Source organism: Billgrantia gudaonensis (assembly GCF_900100195.1).
Classification (GTDB): Bacteria; Pseudomonadota; Gammaproteobacteria; order Pseudomonadales; family Halomonadaceae; genus Halomonas; species Halomonas gudaonensis.
Genome location: NZ_FNES01000002.1, coordinates 298,053 through 313,043, shown reverse-complemented (window position 1 = coordinate 313,043; position 14,991 = coordinate 298,053). Strand labels below are relative to the sequence as shown.

At 66.8% G+C, this 14,991-nt stretch carries 13 protein-coding genes and 1 riboswitch; of the genes, 5 read left to right on the top strand and 8 right to left on the bottom strand.

Annotation, left to right across the window (positions count from 1 at the left end):
- Positions 1 to 38: 38 nt before the first annotated feature.
- A complete protein-coding gene (locus BLP96_RS03540; RefSeq protein ID WP_089683126.1) occupies positions 39 to 236 on the bottom strand; it encodes a CopG family transcriptional regulator in 198 nt (65 codons plus the stop codon).
- A 182-nt stretch (positions 237 to 418) separates the two neighbouring features.
- Between BLP96_RS03540 and dauA the strand changes: the two genes are divergently transcribed.
- The 3 genes from dauA to thiE all read left to right on the top strand — a co-directional run bounded on the left by dauA (position 419) and on the right by thiE (position 3,805).
- Positions 419 to 2,170: a C4-dicarboxylic acid transporter DauA gene (gene dauA, locus BLP96_RS03535; RefSeq protein ID WP_089683124.1), complete on the top strand. Its 1,752-nt coding sequence runs from the start codon at positions 419 to 421 to the stop codon at positions 2,168 to 2,170.
- Between the two features lie 88 nt (positions 2,171 to 2,258).
- A riboswitch (TPP riboswitch) is annotated at positions 2,259 to 2,358 on the top strand.
- A 33-nt stretch (positions 2,359 to 2,391) separates the two neighbouring features.
- Entirely contained in the window at positions 2,392 to 3,201 is an 810-nt protein-coding gene (thiM, locus tag BLP96_RS03530) for a hydroxyethylthiazole kinase (protein ID WP_089683122.1), read from the top strand.
- Positions 3,191 to 3,805 carry a thiamine phosphate synthase gene (thiE, locus tag BLP96_RS03525; protein WP_089683120.1) on the top strand — a complete coding sequence of 205 codons (615 nt, stop codon included), beginning with the start codon at positions 3,191 to 3,193 and terminating at the stop codon, positions 3,803 to 3,805. The genes thiM and thiE overlap by 11 nt, the downstream gene beginning before the upstream one ends.
- A gap of 40 nt (positions 3,806 to 3,845) precedes the next feature.
- On the opposite strand, the gene BLP96_RS20525 is transcribed toward thiE, so the two are convergent.
- Positions 3,846 to 5,429, bottom strand: coding sequence for a metal ABC transporter solute-binding protein, Zn/Mn family (locus tag BLP96_RS20525; RefSeq protein ID WP_340147948.1), 1,584 nt, complete (start codon positions 5,427 to 5,429; stop codon positions 3,846 to 3,848).
- Between the two features lie 139 nt (positions 5,430 to 5,568).
- Here BLP96_RS20525 and BLP96_RS03515 point away from each other — a divergent pair, with 139 nt between their 5' ends.
- Together BLP96_RS03515 and BLP96_RS03510 are read left to right on the top strand one after the other, a co-directional pair.
- Positions 5,569 to 6,339 (top strand): metal ABC transporter ATP-binding protein, encoded by a 771-nt coding sequence (locus BLP96_RS03515; protein ID WP_089683118.1) that lies wholly within the window; start codon positions 5,569 to 5,571, stop codon positions 6,337 to 6,339.
- Positions 6,339 to 7,133, top strand: a complete 795-nt coding sequence (locus tag BLP96_RS03510; RefSeq protein ID WP_089683115.1) for a metal ABC transporter permease — start codon at positions 6,339 to 6,341, stop codon at positions 7,131 to 7,133. The genes BLP96_RS03515 and BLP96_RS03510 overlap by 1 nt, the downstream gene beginning before the upstream one ends.
- On the opposite strand, the gene folE2 is transcribed toward BLP96_RS03510, so the two are convergent.
- The 6 genes from folE2 to BLP96_RS03480 all read right to left on the bottom strand — a co-directional run bounded on the left by folE2 (position 7,123) and on the right by BLP96_RS03480 (position 14,874).
- Positions 7,123 to 8,028 carry a GTP cyclohydrolase FolE2 gene (gene folE2 / locus BLP96_RS03505; protein ID WP_089683113.1) on the bottom strand — a complete coding sequence of 302 codons (906 nt, stop codon included), beginning with the start codon at positions 8,026 to 8,028 and terminating at the stop codon, positions 7,123 to 7,125. The two genes, BLP96_RS03510 and folE2, sit on opposite strands and share 11 nt — an antisense overlap.
- A 195-nt stretch (positions 8,029 to 8,223) precedes the next feature.
- Entirely contained in the window at positions 8,224 to 9,099 is an 876-nt protein-coding gene (locus BLP96_RS03500) for a DMT family transporter (protein WP_089683111.1), read from the bottom strand.
- A 114-nt stretch (positions 9,100 to 9,213) separates the two neighbouring features.
- Positions 9,214 to 10,521 carry a serine hydrolase gene (locus BLP96_RS03495; RefSeq protein ID WP_089683109.1) on the bottom strand — a complete coding sequence of 436 codons (1,308 nt, stop codon included), beginning with the start codon at positions 10,519 to 10,521 and terminating at the stop codon, positions 9,214 to 9,216.
- A gap of 282 nt (positions 10,522 to 10,803) precedes the next feature.
- Positions 10,804 to 11,352 carry a heme utilization cystosolic carrier protein HutX gene (gene hutX / locus BLP96_RS03490; RefSeq protein WP_089683107.1) on the bottom strand — a complete coding sequence of 183 codons (549 nt, stop codon included), beginning with the start codon at positions 11,350 to 11,352 and terminating at the stop codon, positions 10,804 to 10,806.
- 35 nt (positions 11,353 to 11,387) lie between these two features.
- On the bottom strand, positions 11,388 to 12,794 hold the full coding sequence (hutW, locus tag BLP96_RS03485; protein ID WP_089683105.1) for a heme anaerobic degradation radical SAM methyltransferase ChuW/HutW: 1,407 nt from the start codon (positions 12,792 to 12,794) through the stop codon (positions 11,388 to 11,390).
- A gap of 28 nt (positions 12,795 to 12,822) precedes the next feature.
- A complete protein-coding gene (locus tag BLP96_RS03480) occupies positions 12,823 to 14,874 on the bottom strand; it encodes a TonB-dependent receptor plug domain-containing protein (protein WP_089683103.1) in 2,052 nt (683 codons plus the stop codon).
- Positions 14,875 to 14,991 lie beyond the last annotated feature (117 nt).

Here is a 14,991-nt window from a genome sequence, read left to right as displayed (position 1 = left end):
GACGACGCGCCCTTCGCGTCAGCCCGGCTGGTGATGCCTCATTTCCGCTCCATGGAGGCCCTCGGGTTCGAATCGGTACCCGTCTCGTACTCCACGCCGTGATCGCGGAGGTACTCGCGAATCATCTGGCGTACCACCTGAGACGGGGTCAGGTCCTGAGCGGCGCAGAGTTGCTCGAAGGCGCGCTTCTTGTGGGGGTCGATCAACAGGGTCAAACGTGCCGTCTTCTTTTCCATCGCATGTCTCCCGCCATTATTAACATTGAATGTTAATACCTGGCACTGACATGAACAACGGTGGGGGGTTTGTCGACAATGCAAACGACATGTTAATGTGATTTGCATACGATACGACTCTCGCCCGGCATGCGCCATCGGCTCGATCGCGGCGTTGGGCGTACCTGACGAGGATCCAGCCCATGGCACGCCATCGGCCGTCGCTCTCCCTTCCCAGCATCGCCTCCGGCCTGCGCGCCGCGTTGCGAGAAGGCTACGGCCTTGCCGACCTGCGCCACGACATCCTGGCCGGCCTGACCATTGGCACCGTGGCCGTGCCGCTTTCCATGGCATTGGCCATCGCCACTGGCGTTCCCCCGCAGCATGGGCTCTACACGGCGATCGTCGCCGGGGCCATCATCGCCCTGACTGGCGGTTCGCGTTTCAATGTTTCGGGCCCCACGGCGGCCTTCGTCGTCATACTCTTCCCCATCGTCCAACAGTACGGGCTGGGCGGTCTGCTGATCGCCACGATGATGGCCGGCCTGATCCTGGTGGTTCTCGGCATCGCTGGCATGGGGCGCCTCATCCAGTACGTGCCCTATCCCGTGGTGCTGGGCTTCACGGCGGGAATCGCAGTGGTGATCGCAGTGCTGCAAGTGCCCGACTTCCTGGGCCTGGAAGTCGGGCAACTCGGCGAGCATTTCATCGACAACCTGGGCCGGATCGCCGTTTCCTTGCCCAGCCTGGATCCGTTCGAGCTGGGAGTCGGAATTTTCACGCTGGGCGTCATGCTGCTGTGGCCGCGCCTGCGCGTGCCGGTGCCGGCTCCTCTGGTCGGGCTGGTCGCCGGAGCGGTCGTCGTCTACGCGATCAACCGGATGTTCGGCGATCCGGCCACGGGCAATGCGGTGGAAACCATTGCCTCGCGTTTCAGTTGGGAGGTTCATGGCGAGACGGGGGCGGGCATCCCACCGATCGCACCGAGCTTCGCCGCGCCTTGGCGGTTTCCGGGCGCGGACGGCGAGCCCCTGACGCTGAACTTCGGGCTGGTTCGCGCGCTGCTCGGCCCGGCATTCGCCATCGCCATGCTGGGGGCGATCGAGTCGCTGCTGTGCGCCGTCGTCTCGGACGGACTGACCCGGACCCGACATGACCCCAACGCCGAACTGATCGGCCAGGGGCTCGGCAACATCGTGGCACCACTGTTCGGCGGCATCACCGCCACGGCCGCCATCGCCCGCACCGCCACCAACATCCGCAGCGGTGCCCGTTCGCCGATCGCAGCAGTGGTGCACGCGCTGGTCGTGCTGCTGGCAGTGGTCGCCCTGGCGGGCCTGCTGGGACTGGTGCCGATGGCCGCGCTGGCGGCCCTGCTGTTCATCGTCGCCTGGAACATGAGCGAGGCACGCCACTTCCTGCACACGCTGCGCTCGGCACCGCCGGGCGACGTCGCCATCCTGGTGACCTGCTTCACCCTGACCGTACTCTTCGACATGGTGTTGGCGGTGGCCGTCGGCATCGGGCTGGCCGCTGCGCTGTTCATCCGGCGCATGTCACTGCTGACGCAGACCCAGCGCATCGACTCAGGAGCCCCCAGCCTCGATGGGCTGCCCGACGAGATCGCCCTCTACGACATCAATGGTCCGCTGTTCTTCGGCGCTGCCGAGAAAGCACTCACGTCGCTGCATCTCGTGGATCGTCGGGTACGGGTCGTCATCCTCGACATGCATGACGTGCCGAGCATGGATGGCACGGCGATCGTGGCGCTCGAGGCCCTGATCGACGAGATGCACCGCGAAGGGATCGCACTGGTGCTGGTCGGTCTGCCGACGCGAATCCTCGTCAAGCTGCGCCGGGCGGGCATCCGCAAGGCCGCCGGCCGGCTGACGTACTGCCGCGAGCTGTCGCACGCCCGCAGGGTCGCACTGCGCTGGCTCGCTCGGGCCACCTGAGGCGTGCTCGACGAAGCAGTGCCCCAGCGCGGCACTGACTCTGCCGGCGGTGGCCTTTACAGCCGCGCAATCAATGCGGATAGTGAAGACATGACGACAGGGGCGCCGTGGCCCATTGCCACGGCTGAGACGCACCCTCGGAACCTGACCCGGATAGTGCCGGCGTAGGGAGTCGTGCAGCGGCACTCGCCGTCTGCCTCTCCCGCGCCCGGGAGGCCCACATGACCCTTGCGATCGACCCCGCGGCCCACCTCGCCCGCCTCCACCAGACGACGCCGCTCATCCATAACATCACCAATCTGGTGGCCATGAACAGCATGGCCAATGTCCTGCTGGCCATCGGCGCCTCGCCGGCCATGGTGCATGCTCGCGAGGAAGCGGCCGAATTCGCTGCCCTGGCCGACGCCCTGTCCGTGAACATCGGCACTCTGTCGCCGCACTGGGTGGACGCCATGGTCGATGCGGCCGGCGCGGCGCGCGCGGCCGGCAAGCCCTGGGTGCTGGACCCGGTGGCCGTGGGCGCGACTCGCTATCGCCGCGAGAGCGCTGCCCGGCTGCTGGCCCTGTCACCCGACGCGATTCGCGGCAACGCCTCGGAGATCATCGCCCTGGCCGAGCAGCAGGCGGGGGGCCGTGGGGTGGACAGCACTGCCACCGCTGAGTCGGCCCTCGGCGCTGCCATCGCCCTGGCCCGCCACATCGGGGGCACGGTTGCCGTCACTGGCGAAGTGGACCTGGTCACCGACGGCCGACGGGTCGCGCGCATTCACGGCGGCCATTTCCTGATGCCCAGAGTCACCACCCTTGGGTGCGCGCTCAGCGGCGTGGTGGCAGCCTTCCTGGCCGGCGGCGACGACCGTTTCGAGGCCACGGTGGCGGCTCTGGCCTGCTACGCCGTGGCGGGTGAACTGGCCGGCGAAAACGCCGGCGGCCCCGGCAGCTTCATGCCGGCGTTTCTGGATGCGCTCCACGCCCTGGAAGCCGGCACCCTGACCGCACGACTCCGCCTGGAGGTGAGCGATGCGCCTTGATCTTACGCTCTATCTGGTCACCGACCCGCACTTGTGCGCCGAACGCGGCCTGGTGGAAACGGTGGTGGCCGCGGTGCGCGGTGGGGTGACGCTGGTCCAGCTACGCGACAAGCACGCCAGCGACGCCGTACTGATCGACCAGGCGCGGCGCCTGAAGGCGGCGCTGGCCGGCAGCGGAGTGCCACTGATCGTCAACGACCGTCTGGCGGTGGCCGTGGAGAGCGGTGCCGACGGCCTGCACATCGGCCAGGACGACGGCGACGTGGCCGAGGCCCGCACCGCGCTGGGCGAGGCGGCGATCCTCGGCCTCTCGGTACAGAATCTGGAGCAGATGGCCCATATCGATGCCGAACGCCTCGATTACCTGGGCCTGGGCCCGGTGTTCGCCACCCCCAGCAAGCGCGACCACGCCGAACCGCTGGGCTTCGCGGGGCTGGCCTCGCTGGTCGCCGCCAGCCCGCTGCCGGCCGTGGCCATCGGCGGACTCAAGGCGGAACACGCCACCGCGGTGCGCGATGTCGGCGCCCAGGGGGCAGCCGTCGTCTCGGCCATCTGTGGCCAGCCCGACCCGGAGGCTGCCGCACGGGCTTTCTTCACGAGATGAGCCCGGCCGCCGCCACGGCGCGAGGCGGCGGCCACGGCATTCAGTGCGCCAGCATTTCCCGCACGATGCCCTCGCCATCCAGGTGCGAAGGATAGTAGGTCGGCCAGTTCGTGACCTCTTCCAGCAGCGCCTCCCGATCGTCGCCCCAGTAGAGATGGAAGTGGTGCGCATCGGTCGGGTAGATGGCATGATCGCTGAACTGGATGAATGCCGGGAGATCCGGGCCGCCTTCCTCGAGCTCGAAGACGTACCTGACGCCACGGTTGCCGGCTTCGTAGGTCAGGATCTCGTACCCGTCGTAGGCATACTCGCCGGTTCTTTCTTGCCCATCCTCGTAGAAGGAGACGTAAGTCCCGTCGATCACGATGCGCTCGACGTCCGTCCGGTACCCTGTCTCGTAATACGCCTTGACCTCCTCGGCGGTTTTCCCGTCGTCATTCTCCGCCTTGTGGGCGAAGACCTCATCGAGAGTGCCGTCCTGAAGGTAGGGGTAGACCGACTGCCAGTCGCCTTCCCAGTCGGACAGCGCCCGGTCCTCGATCTGACTGTCCTCGAAATACCCTGCGTAGATGTCCTCGACGTGATCATGATCGTGAGCGGAATCGATGGGCGGCGCATTGGCAGCGCAGCGCGTCACGCCATCGGCCAGTTGACGCAACAGTTGCGGATAGAGCTCGGAGCCGAGCGGAATGTCCACGCCCAGAGGATCGATGACGATCGACGTTTCGACCCCGCTGCCCTCGAACACGCTATCCACCAGCGCCGGATTGAACTGCGGTTCGCGAAACACGCACTGAACGCCGAGCTCGGCGACCCGCTTATGGATCTCGCGAATGCGCGCCGGGCTAGGATCCGAGGCATCGCCCAGCGAGATCGCGCCCACTGCCGGCACGTCGAAGCGGCTCTCGAAGTACTGATAGGCGTCGTGGAAGACGATGAAGCGGGCATCGCGAGCGTCCGCCAGGTGGCCGTTCAGCTCGTCGATCAGGGTGTCCAGCTCGGCCTGCCCTTCCGCTGCATGCTGGCGATAGGTGTCGGCGTTGTCGGGGTCGAGGCTGGCCAGCGACTCGGCGATGGCCTCGAGCCAGGCCTGGGCATTCACCGGATCGAGCCAGCCGTGCGGGTCCAGGCCCTCATGGGAGTGCCCGTGATCATGGTCGTGATCGCCACCGGTCTCATCCTGATGGTCGTGGTCGTGGTCGTGGTCGTGGTCGTGGGCATGATCGTCATGCGCGTGTTCGTCGTGCGCATGATCATGGGCATCGAACGTCGCCCCCTGGCGATATTCGAGCCGCCGCGTGCCGCTGGTCTCCATCAGCTCCACTTCCAGCGCATCGTCGGACAACGACTGCCGGGCCCGGGCCAGCCACGGCGTCAGCTCGTCGCTGACCCAGAAGACGGCGTCGGCACTCGACAGCGCCTCGGCTTCCGAAGGCCGCATGGAGTAACCATGCGGCGAGGCACCCGGCTGGATCACCAGGTCGGGCGTGCCCAGCTCGCCCATCACCCGGTCGACCAGCGAGTGGACCGGCGGGATGTCCACGGCCACGGAGGGCACTTCGGCAACCGCAACGGCGGGTACCAACAGCCAGGGCAGGCAAAGAGGGCGTAACGCTTTGTTCATCGATCTCTCCAGGTTTGCATCGCAGGGTGGCGTACGATTGTGCCACCGAATGTTATGATATAACATATCTTGAAATGTCAAACCGGCACCATGTCTCGCGTCGAATAGCGACACGACGGTGACAACAGCGGAGGAAGCCATGCATCTGCTGTCGATCGACGATCTCCACGTTGCCTTGGGAGGGCGAACCGTCCTCGAGGGCATCGGCCTGCACATCGAGCGCGGCGAGATCGTCACCCTGGTGGGCCCCAACGGCTCCGGCAAGTCGACCCTGCTACGCGCCATCATCGGTGCCGTCCGGCCCGCCCGCGGCCGCCTCGTACGCCAGCCTGGCGTGGCCATCGGTTACGTTCCCCAACGGCTGGCCATCGATGCCACCTTGCCGATGACGGTCAGCCGCTTCTTGAACCTGCCGCGCCGCCACTCGACGCGGACGGTACGCCAGGCCCTGGAGCAGGCCGGCGTCCCCGGCCTGGGACGACAGCAGGTGACGGCCCTCTCGGGCGGACAGTTCCAGCGCATCCTGCTCGCTCGGGCGCTGCTGGAGAAGCCCGATCTGCTGCTGCTCGACGAGGCCACTCAGGGCCTCGACCACCGTGGCACGGCCGATTTCTATCGCCAGATCGAGAGCGTGCGGCGCGAGCTGGGCTGTGCGGTGCTGATGGTCAGCCACGACCTGCACGTGGTGATGCGCGCCTCGGATCGCGTGGTCTGCCTGAACCGCCATGTCTGTTGCCAGGGCACACCCGAACGGGTCGTCGCCTCGCCGGCCTACCGCGAACTGTTCGGACCCGACACCGGCGATGCCCTGGCGCTGTATCGCCATGACCACCCACGACAACACGACCGCTCTGTCGGCAACCCCATTCCACCGGCAGCTGACACCAGCCACCTGGAGATCGCTCCCTGATGCTCGACGATTTCCTGGTTCGCGCCGCCCTGGCCGGACTCGGCGTGGCGCTCGCCGCCGCTCCGCTGGGCTGCTTCGTGGTGTGGCGGCGCATGGCCTACTTCGGCGATGCCACCGCTCACGCCGCCATCCTCGGCGTGGCGTTGTCGCTGCTGCTCTCCACATCCATCTTCGCCGGCGTGCTGGTGGTGTCGCTGCTGATGGCCACCCTGGTCTCGCTGCTCAGCGGCCGCGGCTATGCCATGGACACTCTGCTCGGCGTCATGGCGCACTCGGCACTCGCCTTCGGCCTGGTGGCGGTGTCGTTCCTCTCCGGCGTGCGCATCGACCTGATGGCCTACCTGTTCGGCGACATCCTGGCCGTCGGCAAGGGCGACCTGGCCCTGATCGGCACCGGAGCGCTGCTGGTCGTGGGTCTGATCGGGTGGCGCTGGTCGGCGCTGCTCACCGCCACCCTGGATGCCGACCTCGCCCGGGCCAGCGGCGTCGACCCCAAGCGCGAGCAGCTGGTACTGACGCTCTCCCTGGCGGTGGTGGTCGCCGTGGCACTCAAGGTGGTAGGGGTGCTGCTGATCGCCGCGCTGCTGATCATTCCCGCTGCCGCAGCCCGGCCCTTCTGTCGCACCCCGGAAGCCATGGCGCTGCTGGCCGCCGCGATCGGGGCTGCCTCGACCACCGGCGGCCTGCAGGCGGCCTACTGGCTCGACACGCCCACCGGCCCCACCATCGTCAGCTTCGCCGCCATCCTGTTTGCCCTGTCCAGCCTGGCCGGACGCTGGCGACTCAGTCGCTGAGCGCAGAGGTCCAGTTCCACTCGCTGCGCGCGACGGCATCGTGGGCATGCAGGCTCTCGGCATGCACCACGCGCAGGGCGAAGCCGTCGATGCCGGGCTGTTCGCGCAGCGCCTGATGCAGGCGGCGTGCCGCGTCTTCGCAGAACATCAGGTTCTGCCCGTTGGCCAGGGCGAAGGCCTGCTCGTCGATGCGTTTGACCGCCGTCTGCAGGGGCGTGCCGAGCGCCTTCTCGACACGCTCCACCAGTGCCAACAACGGCAGTTCATCTAGGTCGTCCGTCAGACGCACCGACAGGAGGGCCTGACTGCGCTGGCTGTGTGGCGTCGCCAGAATGCTCTGCTCGCTACCCAGCCATGTCCGCACCGCCTCACGGGTCGCCGGCATGTCGACGAAGTCCTCGTCGAAGGCCTGCTGAATGAGCTGGCGGGCCAGAGCGGCGGAACAGGGGCAGGTCGAGGCGTAGCCCACCGTCAGGTCGAGTATCGCCTCCAGGCCTTCGGCATCGTGCCGGCAGCGCAGCGCGAAGGGATAGGCTTGCCACCCCGAGAGCGGGCTGATCAGCGCTGGGCGGCGCAGCAGCGCCTCGCCCTCCAGGTCGAGAAAGGCCCGGCTGGCGAGCCCCTCGTGGCTTTCCAGGAAGGCTTCGAGCACCCCGGCCACCCGCGACAGCGAGAGCTCCTGACCCTCCAGTTCGGCCAGTGCCAGGTAGAGACGCGACATATGAATGCCGCGGGCCGTTGGATCATCGAGGCTGACGCCCGCCGAAGCGCGGCCGGCAATGGCCCGACCGGCCACCTTCAGCGGCAGGGCGATGCCCTCCATCCCGACCCAGGAGAGCGCGCTGCCGCGAGTGCGTCTATCATCGGCCACGTCGGCCAAGTGGCGTGGGGTCATGGGGCAAGGCTCCTCAACGGTTCGCGGAATGAACAATACGTTATAACATAACGTAAATACGTGCGAACCCTGCGCCTTCGATTCGACTCGCCGCACAACGGCTTCAATCAGGCGCACGCTACATACACCGGGGCCTCGGTTCCCAGTACCGGCGGCTGCCAAAGCGCGGCCTTCCTGACCTCGAAGCGGTTTCGGCTACAGCGTCGGACGCCGCTTCAGCGTGGTACGGCGGTCGTGGTAGGCGATGGCCAGGCCGCTGCCGATGATCAGGGCACTGCCGACGAACACCCACAGGTCGGGCATCTCGCCCCAGAACCACCAGCCGAGCAGCACCGCCCACAGCATGGCGGTGTAGTCGAAAGGCGCGGCGATGGCTGCCGGGGCATGCCGAAAGGCCATGGTGATGCAGGCCGTGGCACCCACGCCGAACACACCGGCGGCGAGAAAGCCCAGCCAGTGTTCGGGGTAAGGGGCCTGCCACACCAGCGGCAGACTCAGGGCGGCAACCACCAAGGGCACCAGGTTCATGTAGAAGACCATGGCCCAGAGGTGCTCGCGCCCTCCATAGCGGCGCGACGTGACCATCAGCAGCGCATAGAAGACGGCAGCCCCCAGCATGGCCAGGGCACCGGGGTGGAAGCTCTCGCCCCCCGGTCGCACGATCACCAGTACGCCCACGAACCCCAGAAGCGAGGCGGCCATGACCGGGCCATCCACGCGCTCGCCGAGCAACGGTACCGAAAGCAGGGTGACGAACAGCGGTGCGGCGAAAGCGATGGCGGTGGCTTCGGCGAGCGGCAGCATCGTCAACCCCAGCACGAAGCAACCCATGGTGCCGGTGTAGATCAGCCCACGGATCACATGCACCCCGGGGCGCCGGGTGCGCAGCTTGCGCAGACCGCCCCCGAAGTGAGCCAACAGGGCGATGAGCGGCAGCGATACCAGGGTGCGAAAGAAGATGATCTGCAGCGGCGAGTGCACCTCGCCCAGCCATTTTGCGATGGCATCGCCGATGGCCAGGCACAGCACGCCGGCACACATGAACAGTATCCCCTTGAACGACGGTGACATCACGACCTCCCGATTGGCCCACCCCAAAAAACCACCCCGCCGACCGGAGGGGTCGACGGGGTTGATTGGTTCCCAAGCTAACGGGTTCGGCGGTGGGCGGCAAGAGCCCCGACGTCAGTTGTGTGCGACCACCATGCAGTCCATGCCCTGCTGGCGCAGGCTGCGACACGCCGTGCGGGCATCGCCTTCCTGGAGGTCGACCAGGCGCGCGCGAAACAGCCGTGGTGTGTCCTGCGCTTCGGCAACCGCCACGCGGACATCCTGAAGAACGCTGGCCAGATGGCCGGCCGCCCGTGCCGCCAGGCTGCGCGCCTGGTCGGCATCGCTGAACGCCCCCACCTGCACGGCCCAGGCGCCACCGGACGATGTCGCGTCGTTGCGTGCCAGCAAGGCACGGATGGGATCGTCGGCGGAGCCCATCTCGGTATCGGGTTCGGTCAGCATGGACGATGCCTCGCGAGCGGCCAGCGCCTGCGACCAGGATGGATCAGCCTCGGCCGAAGCCAGCTGTCTGGTGGGCTGCGTTGCCGGCATCGGTTCGGGCAACGCCATGCGATCGCCGAACAGGTCGGCCTGGGCGACCCAGTCGCCACGCTGCTGCATCGCAAGGCGCAGATAGCCGCGGTCGAGCAGGTCGGCCGTGTGCGCATCGCGCGAGGCCGCCGTGAAGCCGCCCATCACCACCGTGAGGATGCGCCGGTCGTCGCGCACCGCCGAGGTGGCCACATTGAAGCCGGAGGCGCGAATGAAGCCGGTCTTGAGGCCATCGGCACCTGGGTAATCGTCCAGCAGCCGATTGTGGCCGGTGATGGTCTTGCCGTTCCAGTGGAAGCGTGTTCGGGAAAAGTAGTGGTAATGCTGGGGGAAGTCCTTCATCACGCGTAGCGCAAGGGTGGCCATATCCCGCGCCGTGGTGACCTGGCGCGCATCCGGCAAACCATGGGGATTGCGGAAGACGGTATCCGACATCCCCAGCTCGTGCGCCTTGCGCGTCATCATGCTGGCGAAGTGCTCTTCGCTACCGCCCAGCGCCTCGGCCACCGTCACCGCCACGTCGTTGGCCGACTTGATCACCAGCGCCTCGATGGCCTTCTCCACGGGGATGGTCGACCCCGCCTTGAGATAGAGCTTGGAGGCTGGCTTGGAAGCGGCATAGGCCGAGACCGGCAGCGGTTGGTCCAGGGTCAGGCCGCCATCCTCGAGGGCCTCGAACAAGAGGTAGAGGGTCATCATCTTGGTCAGCGACGCCGGATAGCGAGTGGCATCGGCATTGGCGGCATGCAACACATCGCCGCTCTCGGCATCGACCACGATGGCCGCATAGCGCGGATTGGCGTGGACCTGCCCGACGCTCAGCAACATCAGGCAGCCGAACAGCACGCCAAGGAGCGTGCCGACAGGATTTCGGTAGGCGGGTGGCATGGCTGGCACCTCTGTTCCCTTGGTGGTTCCCTACTGCCCTTCTTCTTTCAGGTGGGGCCTGCACCAGTATGGACAAAAATTGGTCAATTGGCTGCAACGAATAGCCGCAGGTAGCATAGCCATACTATCGAATGGCAACCATGCCGCATCAAGGTCGTGACCTGGCCTGTCGAGCAACCGGGCAACTCGAGGGCGCGAGAGGGTCGACGCGGCTGGCCCATCACGTGAGCCGGGCCAGCAGCAGACCGACCCCATGGCTCGCCACGGAGAGCAGAACGGCGCTCATGAACCGACGGCTTCGGCAGACGCCAGGCGCTGCCCCAGTGCGGTGAAGCGTTCGAGCTGATCGGCTCGCAGCCAGCGCGCTTCATCGCGGCCGAGGTAGACCTTGAACATGGCATCGCCCTCCTCGTTGAAGAACTGCACCGAGGCCGTTTCCAGGCCCATGAACGGGCGCCGCAGGAAGACGATGGCGGCACAGCGGTCGGGCTTCAGGTGGCCGCCGAGAGCATGCCCGCCCTGCAGGTTGTAGAACCCATGGCCGAGCTTGCCTTCGGGAAAGGGGCCACCGTACTCGAGAATCACGTCCGGGGTGTGGACGATGGTCGTCAGCGCTCCCCAATCGGCCAGCTCGCCGAGCACCTCGACGAAATGCTCGCCAGAGACGCGCTGCCAGCAGTGCCGTGGCAGACAGCTCACCACCTCCAGCAGCGAGAGGGAGTGCTGGACGGCCAGGGCTTCCAGAATGCCGTCCTGGCTTTCCGCCAGCTGCTGGCGAAGTGCGTCCAGGCGGCCTTGGCGAGATGTTGCATCGGCTTGGGGGTGTGACATTGCAGTCTCTCCTCGTTGAAGGGCAGTGATCCGGTTCAAGGTGACTCGCCGTCACCCGACAAGACCGGCAGGGAAGCCAGCCGTTGGTTGAAGCCGGCGATGAGATTGGCGCTCCAGAAGCGGCCGGCAGTGGTCAACGTCACGCTGTCGCCATGACGTTCGGCCAGGCCGGCCCGCTGCCACACATCGACCAACTGGCGCAGCCCCGGCAAGACCTCGGCGGCACCGGGCATCACCGCAGGAAGCCGCTGCAGATCGAGAGCCCCCACTTCCAGATCGCCGCAGACGACGTCCCGAAGGGGCTGCAGCGTATCGCCTTGCAGCATGCCGGCCAGGGGCTTGCGCCCCTGGTCGACGGCCGACAGGTAGGTCTCGAGGTCGCCGTCGAGGGTGTAGCTGTAGCTCCCTCGCTTGCCGCCGGCACCGGAGCCGAAGGCCAGCGTGGCCGCCCCCGTCTTGATCAGCCGGTTGTAGACGTTGCGCTCGCGCGGCGTGGCCGCCCAATGGCTGTTGCTGATCTGCTGCCACCCTGCCGCCGCCAGTCGCTCGCTGGCCATGCCGTACATCTCGGCGCGACATTCCAGCGACGCCGGCGGCACCACGCGGCCATTGCCGACCGCCTTGTGCAGGGGCGTTCCCGGAAACATCGACAGGCAGTAGACGTCGAGGCCATCGGGCGCCAGCGCCAGGCTGGTTTCCAGATCCTGCTGCCAGACTCTCTGGCTCTGCCCGGGCAGGCCATACATCAGATCGATCACCACCGCGGCCCGGTCACGGGCCACCAGCGACTCGATGTATCGGGCCGCGGCCTCTCCGGTGGCACGCCGCCCCTGCTGCTGTCGCACCCGGGTGTCGAAACTCTGCACGCCGATGGAAAGCCGATTGACCCCGGCATCGAGACAGGCATCCACCTTCTCGTCGTCGAAATGCAGGATGCGTCCCTCCACCGTGAACTCGGCATCGGGCGCCAGGGGCAACTCTTGGCGCAGCGCCGTTATCAGGCGTACCAGATCCGGGGTCTCCAGGGCCGAGGGCGTACCGCCGCCCAGGTAGACCGCCTCCACGATGCCTTCCTGCCACTGGCTCGCATCGGCCTCCCGGCGCAGCTCGTCGATGATCGCCTGGACGTAGCGTGCGGAGTCGTCACGCTGATAGCGATTCCGATAGAACCCGCAGAACAGGCAGTGATTGGCACAGAACGGCACATGTACGTAGGCCAGGCACGGGCCGACCGCCATCGGCGTTTCCACCAGACGCTGCCAGATCGCCGGCACGTCCGCCTCCGGCACCGGCCGCTTGTCGCGCCAGGGCATCACCGGCGTGCGCTTGTCGAATGCCCGACGCAGCGGGTTCACGGCGACACGGGGCAGCGCGTGATCCGGCTCAGACAGAGGGATGCGCCTCGGCGAACGGCGCGGCGCATCCCAGGCGGACTGTCCCATCTTCGATACCCTTCACTTTTCACCTGGGTCAGAAATGCAGCGTGCCGGTCAGGCTGGCACTGCGCCCCTCCCCCGGGATCTCGCCATACGGCTGGTAGGCCTTGTCGAACAGGTTGTTCAGGTTCAGTCCGACATCGAAGCGCGCACCATGGCTGAGCCCCAGATAGGCGTTGACGGTGCCGTAGCCGGCGGCCCGGGATGTCAGTTCGCCCTGGGCGTCACGCTGCTTCGCCTCGCTCTCGGCTCGTACGAAGAGGTCGACCTCGGCACGGGTGGCCGGAGTAACCCACCAGTCGTGGCGGATGCCGGCACGCCCGGCAAAGCGTGGCGTGCCGCTGTCGGTGGTGCTCGACGAGCCATAGTCGAACTCGCGCCGCAGCACGCTGCCGTTGAGATAGAGCGAGGCATCCCAGGCCGGCAAACCGTACTCGGCCAGCAGTTCCAGCCCCGTGGTCCGGGCCTCGTGGACGTTGACGTAACCCCGCTGGCTGGGCCCCGAGCCACCCCCGTCCAGGTCTTCCTCGCCGATGTAGTCTTCCGCACGGGTATGGAAGAGCGTGGCATCCAGGGTCACCCGGTCGCCGCGATAGCGGGCACCCAGCTCCAGGGTTTCGGCCGTTTCGGGGGACAGATCGGGATTGCCGACGATGGTCGTTCCGCCCGCCGTCGTGGTGAGGAACAGTTGCTGCAGCGTGGGGTAGGAATAGCCCTGAGCCAGATTGGCGCGCAGCGACCACGCCTGGGAGGGGCGATGCACCAGGCTCAGCGAACCGAGCACGCGCTCATCGCTGTTGTCTTGCAGTACCTTGTCGGCACTCGCTTCGAGTTCGGCCTCCACCGCATAGACTCGGCCACCGAAATAGAGCGTGGTCGCCTCGCCCAGCTCCCACGCTTGCTGGGCATATCCCGACAGGGTCTCGATGCGCGCCTCATCGGCCGTCGAGGTGACGGTGCGCTGGCCGTTGGGCGGCGGGAAAGGCATGAAGACATCCGAGGTCTTGTCGGTGTCGAGCGCGTCGTTCTCGTACTCCACGCCGATCACGGTGTTGCCGACGTCGGCCACGCTGAGATCGGCCTGAACGTCCAGGCCATAGGTGGTCTGGCGATCGTCGCTGGTGCCGCCGATCTCCATGCCGTTGCTCATCGCCGCCTGATTTTCGAACAGCCGGTCGATCGTCTGGTGATAGAGACTCGCTTCGAGGCTCTCGACCCAGGGCAACGGCGAGTCTCCCTCGTAGAACAGGCCGACCTTGCGCAGGTCGCGCTGGGGCAGGCGAATGGAGAAAGCGTCGAACCCCTCGGGAACCGGACTGTAGACGTCCGCCTCGAGCCGGTACTGGTCCGCCTTGAGCGCCCAATAGTGATTGCCGGCGGTATAACCGAGGTGTGCCGAGAGCTGATCCTGCGCGTGGCTGGAAGGTCGCAATCGCCCATCGGGCGTTCGCCGGTCGTCTTCGTCGCCGAACCCCGCGGTCAGGCGCCAATCGACGTCGCCCAGCGCCCCCTGAAGATTGGCGGTGGTGCGGAACCCGTCGGTGGCCGAATATCCCGTCGCGGAAAGACTGCCCTCCAGCGGTCGTTCGCCGCCCCGGCGCGTGATGATGTTGACCACGCCACCGATGGCATTGGAGCCGCTGAGCACTGAGGAGGGCCCGCGAACCACCTCGATCCGTTCGATGGTGGAGGGATCGATCAACAACGGCGTGCCATAGGGCGAGTGATCGGTCAGCGCATGGCCGTCGACCTGGACGGTGACTCGCCGCGACGTCTCGCCGCGGATCATGATGCGCTTCATCCCGGCCGTGCCGTCGTCGAACACCTTGACCCCCGGCACGTCCCTGAGCTGGTCCGCCACGCTGGACGACGCGTTGCGCCGCAGGTCATCCGCCTCCACGGTCGACACCGAAGCCGGGTTGTCGAAGATCGACACCTCGCTGCCGGTGCCCAGTACCACCAGGGTATCCAGAGCGGCCGGCTCGGAATCGCCCTCCCCGGTCGCCGCTTCGGCATGGGCCACGCTGGCGCCAGCCGCGACGAGACACAAGGCCAACCCCCACTCCCTCGTTTCACACATCGCCATGTCGTTCTCCTGGAAACCACGAATGCCTCACGCTCATGCGGCACCCGATGCAATATGATAGCCTATATGCTAATGATAATATTTAGCAAACATTAACGAATCGCAACCATGACCTAC

What these genes read in the sequence shown, in the direction of transcription:
- thiM (WP_089683122.1), top strand. Translation starts at nt 2,392, where the DNA reads ATGACCCTTGCGATCGACCCCGCGGCCCACCTCGCCCGCCTCCACCAG.
- BLP96_RS20525 (WP_340147948.1), bottom strand. Translation starts at nt 5,429, where the DNA reads ATGAACAAAGCGTTACGCCCTCTTTGCCTGCCCTGGCTGTTGGTACCC.
- BLP96_RS03500 (WP_089683111.1), bottom strand. Translation starts at nt 9,099, where the DNA reads ATGTCACCGTCGTTCAAGGGGATACTGTTCATGTGTGCCGGCGTGCTG.
- dauA (WP_089683124.1), top strand. Translation starts at nt 419, where the DNA reads ATGGCACGCCATCGGCCGTCGCTCTCCCTTCCCAGCATCGCCTCCGGC.
- BLP96_RS03540 (WP_089683126.1), bottom strand. Translation starts at nt 236, where the DNA reads ATGGAAAAGAAGACGGCACGTTTGACCCTGTTGATCGACCCCCACAAG.
- hutX (WP_089683107.1), bottom strand. Translation starts at nt 11,352, where the DNA reads ATGTCACACCCCCAAGCCGATGCAACATCTCGCCAAGGCCGCCTGGAC.
- thiE (WP_089683120.1), top strand. Translation starts at nt 3,191, where the DNA reads ATGCGCCTTGATCTTACGCTCTATCTGGTCACCGACCCGCACTTGTGC.
- BLP96_RS03480 (WP_089683103.1), bottom strand. Translation starts at nt 14,874, where the DNA reads ATGGCGATGTGTGAAACGAGGGAGTGGGGGTTGGCCTTGTGTCTCGTC.
- BLP96_RS03515 (WP_089683118.1), top strand. Translation starts at nt 5,569, where the DNA reads ATGCATCTGCTGTCGATCGACGATCTCCACGTTGCCTTGGGAGGGCGA.
- BLP96_RS03495 (WP_089683109.1), bottom strand. Translation starts at nt 10,521, where the DNA reads ATGCCACCCGCCTACCGAAATCCTGTCGGCACGCTCCTTGGCGTGCTG.
- BLP96_RS03510 (WP_089683115.1), top strand. Translation starts at nt 6,339, where the DNA reads ATGCTCGACGATTTCCTGGTTCGCGCCGCCCTGGCCGGACTCGGCGTG.
- folE2 (WP_089683113.1), bottom strand. Translation starts at nt 8,028, where the DNA reads ATGACCCCACGCCACTTGGCCGACGTGGCCGATGATAGACGCACTCGC.
- hutW (WP_089683105.1), bottom strand. Translation starts at nt 12,794, where the DNA reads ATGGGACAGTCCGCCTGGGATGCGCCGCGCCGTTCGCCGAGGCGCATC.